The sequence below is a fragment of the Ruegeria sp. I1 genome (assembly GCF_056532675.1).
On the sequence record NZ_JBQFNM010000023.1, the window covers coordinates 1 to 5,181 of the forward strand.

5 protein-coding genes and 1 pseudogene are annotated in these 5,181 nt (G+C 50.7%); 2 read left to right on the forward strand and 4 right to left on the reverse strand.

The window, feature by feature from the left end; all coding sequences use genetic code 11:
• Positions 1-60: 60 nt before the first annotated feature.
• The 4 genes from ACR0DH_RS20110 to ACR0DH_RS20125 all read right to left on the reverse strand — a co-directional run bounded on the left by ACR0DH_RS20110 (position 61) and on the right by ACR0DH_RS20125 (position 3,541).
• The gene (locus ACR0DH_RS20110; RefSeq protein WP_480551840.1) at positions 61-552 is read right to left on the reverse strand and encodes a VOC family protein; all 492 of its coding nucleotides are present in this window, start codon (positions 550-552) and stop codon (positions 61-63) included.
• A 174-nt stretch (positions 553-726) separates the two neighbouring features.
• Positions 727-1,872: an FAD-dependent monooxygenase gene (locus ACR0DH_RS20115; protein ID WP_480551838.1), complete on the reverse strand. Its 1,146-nt coding sequence runs from the start codon at positions 1,870-1,872 to the stop codon at positions 727-729.
• A gap of 489 nt (positions 1,873-2,361) precedes the next feature.
• Positions 2,362-2,661 carry a DoxX family membrane protein gene (locus ACR0DH_RS20120; RefSeq protein WP_480551837.1) on the reverse strand — a complete coding sequence of 100 codons (300 nt, stop codon included), beginning with the start codon at positions 2,659-2,661 and terminating at the stop codon, positions 2,362-2,364.
• A 22-nt stretch (positions 2,662-2,683) separates the two neighbouring features.
• The gene (locus tag ACR0DH_RS20125) at positions 2,684-3,541 is read right to left on the reverse strand and encodes an SDR family NAD(P)-dependent oxidoreductase (RefSeq protein WP_480551835.1); all 858 of its coding nucleotides are present in this window, start codon (positions 3,539-3,541) and stop codon (positions 2,684-2,686) included.
• Positions 3,542-3,623: 82 nt separating this feature from the next.
• Between ACR0DH_RS20125 and ACR0DH_RS20130 the strand changes: the two genes are divergently transcribed.
• Positions 3,624-4,256 carry a TetR/AcrR family transcriptional regulator gene (locus ACR0DH_RS20130; RefSeq protein WP_480551833.1) on the forward strand — a complete coding sequence of 211 codons (633 nt, stop codon included), beginning with the start codon at positions 3,624-3,626 and terminating at the stop codon, positions 4,254-4,256.
• Positions 4,257-4,818: 562 nt separating this feature from the next.
• Positions 4,819-5,091: pseudogene (locus ACR0DH_RS20135) on the forward strand (IS6 family transposase); the annotation flags it as partial.
• Positions 5,092-5,181: the final 90 nt, after the last annotated feature.

Consider the following 5,181-nt stretch of genomic DNA (forward strand, 5'->3'; position numbering starts at 1 on the left):
CAACCCGCTACGACAGGTGCCCCAAGGTCTTCTTGTCCGCAATCGCACTCGCAGCACTCGTCATATACTGGCTATGAGTCCTGACCCTAGGTCGGCATCTACCGCATCAAGTTGGGCAATATCACGCAGGCGCCGCGTCACCTCAATTGGATAACCGTTCGGATCCAAGAAGTAGATCGACTCGAGGATCTCGTGTCTGGTGAAGCAGGAGACTAGCACATTGCGCGCTAAAAGCGTATCGCGCCATTGCTCGAGTTCTTCATGGGTGTCCACTGCCCAGGCGGTGTGTGTCGCGTTGAAGTAGTGGTGCATCCTTGGCTTGCAGTATTCGGGTTGCTCCGACCCTAAATAGTAGAAGAACGCGATGAGTGTGCCGTTACCCACATCAAAAAAGAAATGCAAGAAATCTTCATGACCTGGCGGACCCCACCCCCGGACGGCAATAGCATGTGGCATTGGAAGACCAAGGATGTCACGGTAGAACTCTACTGTTTCCTTGAGCTTCCAAGTGGGTCGTGCTGAATGATCGACGCCATGTAGGGCGAGCTGCACATCAACATCGGCGGCAGATTTCGCCTTAACACCTTTTTTTGAACTACGCCCATCGCCTCATCATTTTGATCAGGGAAATAGGTTTCGTCCGGTCTGAGGTGCAAGGACTCTCCCTTTCCACAATCGGTTAATTTGCCAACCATGGTCAGCCTCCTTTCGTCTGCCTTGTATAGTTCACGCCTTTTCTTGAACATGGGCGAGGTAACGGCCCATGAATTCAGGAAGGGCAAAACCAAGCATCTGATTGTCAATGCGCCCAGTGCGTGTCATGTAACTGTGAACAAAATCCAGTGGATGCTGGTTCATGTGCTCGCGCATGCTCTCGTACCACTCGTAGCTTAATACCATGGCAGAGATCAGTTTTTCGGCGGTCTTTCTGCGCGTGGCTTCATAGTCTTGAAGGCGCGCGCTCAGTGGTTTGCAATCATTATTGAGCGCCTCGACAAGGGCTTGAGCATCATCGAATGCGAGGCGAGTTCCGGACCCAATTGTAGGATGTGTGGCGTGCCGTGCATCACCGATCAGCACAAATTTTTTGTACCACCAATGGTCGTTGGTACATGTAGACCAGGCGCGCCAGATTGATCGATTTTCGATCAGATTCTCGCCCTGAAGTTCAGGCGCAAATACCTCCTCGAACACCTCTCGCCGTTCGACGTCGGTCAGGTCTCCGAAGCCGTATCGCTCCCAGGACAAGGCATCACATTCTCCAACGAACGAAGATGCCTCAGCGCTGTGCTGATAGAAATGTGCCGCCAGAACCCAATCACCTACCTTGCGGAAAACAAGCCCAGGTGCATCGAAGTTGGCATTGGTGCCATACCAAGCAAACCGATTTCCAAGAGTGGATTTGCATGTGCCAAATTCCTTGGCAAATTGATCACGAACAACGGAGTTTGCCCCGTCCGCCGCGACCACAAGATCGTATCCCTGTAGGTCTTGATCTGCGGCAAACTCGGTCTCGTATTGGATATTGGCTCCCGCGACTTTGGCACGGTCACGCAGGATTTTCAGCAAGGCTATGCGCTCAATCGCCCCTGCACCGGAAATGTCGGCACGATCGATCTTCACCAACTGGTCACCCAGTGTGATATCCTGCCCCTTAAACCTGTGCATATGCATCAAAACCTTTTGGAACAATGGTTTGTTGTAAGTCAGAAGCTTTGCCGATGCACGATCCTGAATGGCCACGCCGAAGCCATATGTTGCGCCCTCCGGGTTGCGTTCAATGACGCAAACATTGGTCCGCGGAAACATCTGGCGCATCTGGATCGCAAACAACAGCCCTGCGGGACCGGCGCCCACTACGAGCACATTCATCAATGTTTCCTCCCTGACACGCATTTCGAACCAATAGATGGCTGCTTGACATATTTGTCAATCTTAATACAACTTACTGACAATTGTGTCAGCCTTGGTGCGCTGACTTTGGAAAATTTCGTTACACCCGCACTTGCGTTGGGTAGGCTTACACCCCGATGCAGGGGCCCGATGTATTCGCTGACGTGTCTTTTGATCACAAAGAGGCACAGCTCTCGCCCTTGGCTGATATCAAAGTAGTACCCAGAACGAACTTCTTACAAATGAAAGAGAGTATGAGATATTGAAACACCCAATTTAGGTAAATCTCACTGTTTATCTGACTAAATTTATGCGTCTGTTGAACCCATCCTAGTCTATGCCATTGGAGGCTAGAAAATGCCGACCATCTACAGTGGGCACTATGTGGTGCTCCATCAACAGACGAAAGAAGCGGCTTGCCAAAAAGTCGGTCGTCCGAAAGGCTCGGAGTTTCGTGTTGAATCAACATCAACAAGCCGCTGGCAATGACAACGTTTTGAGAAATAAGTTAGGTTGGCTCTGATTGCTGACGCTTCCGAGGAACCGCACTACCGTCACGATGGAAATCCTGGCTAGCAGGAATGCAACTGGGCGCGTGAACAGGCCCAAAACAAGCAACAATCCAACTCCGAACTCAAAGATTACGATCGGATCGAGCAGAGCTTCGGGCAGCGCGAAAGACTTCATGTAAACGAGTGTGGTCTGCGACGATCCAAGCTTACCAAGCCCGGCAAATACGAAGACGAGAACGTATATGGGCGCCTCCATTTTCTGGTGATGAACGTAAGCATTAGAGTTGGGGCTGATCAGCGGATATACCGGTTTGCACAGCGCAGAAATCCATAATTTTCTTCGCGATGGCTGGTGTCTGGGCGTAGCTAGGCAGGTACTTTTCCTCGCCTTTGGTCATGTAGGCGCCTGAGCGATGAACCCGTGCGGCTGTTTCGGCACCTGCAAAGATGTTCCGGGCGCCTTGATCCACTGACGCGTATAGGAATGGACGGATTAGTTTTAGCACGCGAGGCATCCCGTTGCCGCTAGTCATGTCCGTCTTGGTTGGTCCGGGATCAACTGCAACGACAAATATGCCAGCAGATGCGAAGGTTACGGCAAGTTCGCGCGATGCGATTGCCATCGCTAACTTGGATTGCGCATAAGCTCCAAACAGTTTTGTCGAGGTGTCAGGCTGTTCCAAGGTTTCAGCAGATATGGCTTTGGCCCGAAGCACTGCCCCAGAGGCGACATTGATAACGGTTCCCTTCGCGGCGGACAGATTGGGCCTAAGCATGTTCATCATGATGTAAGGCGCTATCAAGTTGATCTGAATATGTATGTCCAACCCGTCAGGAGAGGTGTTTACACCCTCCTTCAACACACCCGCATTGTTGATCAGAAGGTCTAGCTTCGGAGCAACCCGGGCTACAGCTTCAGCAACCTCTTGCGTGCCACGGGTGGTATCAAGATCACCAGTCACCAAGGTGATGGAACAATCTTCAAACTTTTCTAACAGCTCATCCCGCAACACTTCCAGTTTATCCCGGGAACGCCCATGAAGTACAAGGTCATGACCTTGCTCAGCGGCATTGTTTGCCAGCGAAATCCCTATCCCTCCAGTGGCTCCTGTGATGGCACAGATAGAACGCGTCATTTCACCCTCATCTAATCAGTGATCATTTTACAACTAATCATTGATCAAATAAGAGTCAAGACCAGCAACTTGGAGGTAGTAAGTGAGCAAGGAAACCTATCACCACGGAGACCTGAAAACGGCCATTTTAGACGCGGCCGAGGAGATGATCGCCAACGAACCAATCGAAATGATCTCGATGCGGGCGCTGGCTCGTAAGGCAGGGGTTTCCCCGGGTGCGCCTTATCACCATTTCGAAGATCGCTCGGCGTTGATCCTGGGTCTGTGCCAACGTAGCTTTGAATGTCTGTTTGACACGCTCACCAAAGACACATCCGAACCTGACTTAAATCAGTTGATTGTCGGGTATTTGGCCTTTGTTGACGAAAATCCTGCGCTATACCAACTCATGTTCTCACCTGAGGCGACGGTTGGCGATCACAAGGAAGCCCTTCAACCTTTCGCACAGCCAGTATCCGAGCTCTTGGATGCAACGCTGCGGTCAAAACATGCCAACCTGTCGAAAGCCCAACAAATAGAGGTCGCAGCGGCCCTCTGGTGTTTCATGCACGGGGTTGTCACGCTCGGGATGGCTACGCCCTTAAGGGCACGATTGAATGGAACCAGCCTTGAAGAATTCGCAGCCCGTTCTGTTCAGAAACTAATCACACCGACTCAAGATGTGCATAAAATAAAAGTTGATACCCGGTTGGGGCATCCTAAAGACCGGAACTAGAGCAACAAGAGCCCATCGGTCATGCGAGGCTGATCGGACCTGACCATACGCGTGTCCAACGGAACCGTTCGGCATTCTGATGTTTGCTGAGTTCGCAGAATAGATATGCCCAGTATTTGGATGGTTATGACCGATCCGTAGGTTTGCGATACATCCCTACGATCTCGTAAACAAACTCAAGCACAACACATCTACCGCAAAGTTAAATGGTTCTAAACCAGTTGTTGGTTCAAAATATGAAACACCAAATTTGTCGACCATGCCGAACCAGAGCTACATGAGACGCGCACCGGCCAAACGGCCGCTCACTCAAATCCGGTCAAGGTTCGTATGTGTTCACTGAATCTATCGGACTGATGGTCACGTGGGAGGCTTTCGACTCCCTCCTCTCCCACGTGACCCATTAGTATGATTTAAAGATATAAAATCGGCATGATGGGTGTTCTGGTATGAAGATAGCACCACTAAGTTTCTGTTTCTTAAAGAAAATAGCGGGCCAGAGAGAGGCTCTCCATTCAAATATCTTCTACGTTGACTTTTGGCATTCACCTTTTGGTGAAAGCTCGAATTCTGGGTGATCAAGCGTCGAAACAAAGCCGCCCCGCCGAAGTTCTTGCCCACGCGCTCAAAGTCAATGAGCTGCCACGCATAATCTTCATCGACACATCGGGGCCAACACAGCTAGCATCAAGGCGATGAACAAGATGCCCAAGAGCTTTGGCACCCAATCCTGATCGAGCTGGTGAGGCGAACATATCTCAATAACATCATTGGACAGACTCTTCGCTTCATCAAACGAAGGATCAAATCCATGCCGGGATGCAACTCTCTCGCTTAGGGTCAGGACCCATTGATTTCCGCGTTGGTGCATGATTCACGGTTCGAAAAACGAGCGGTGACCATGTCTGATCTTTTCTGGCTCACA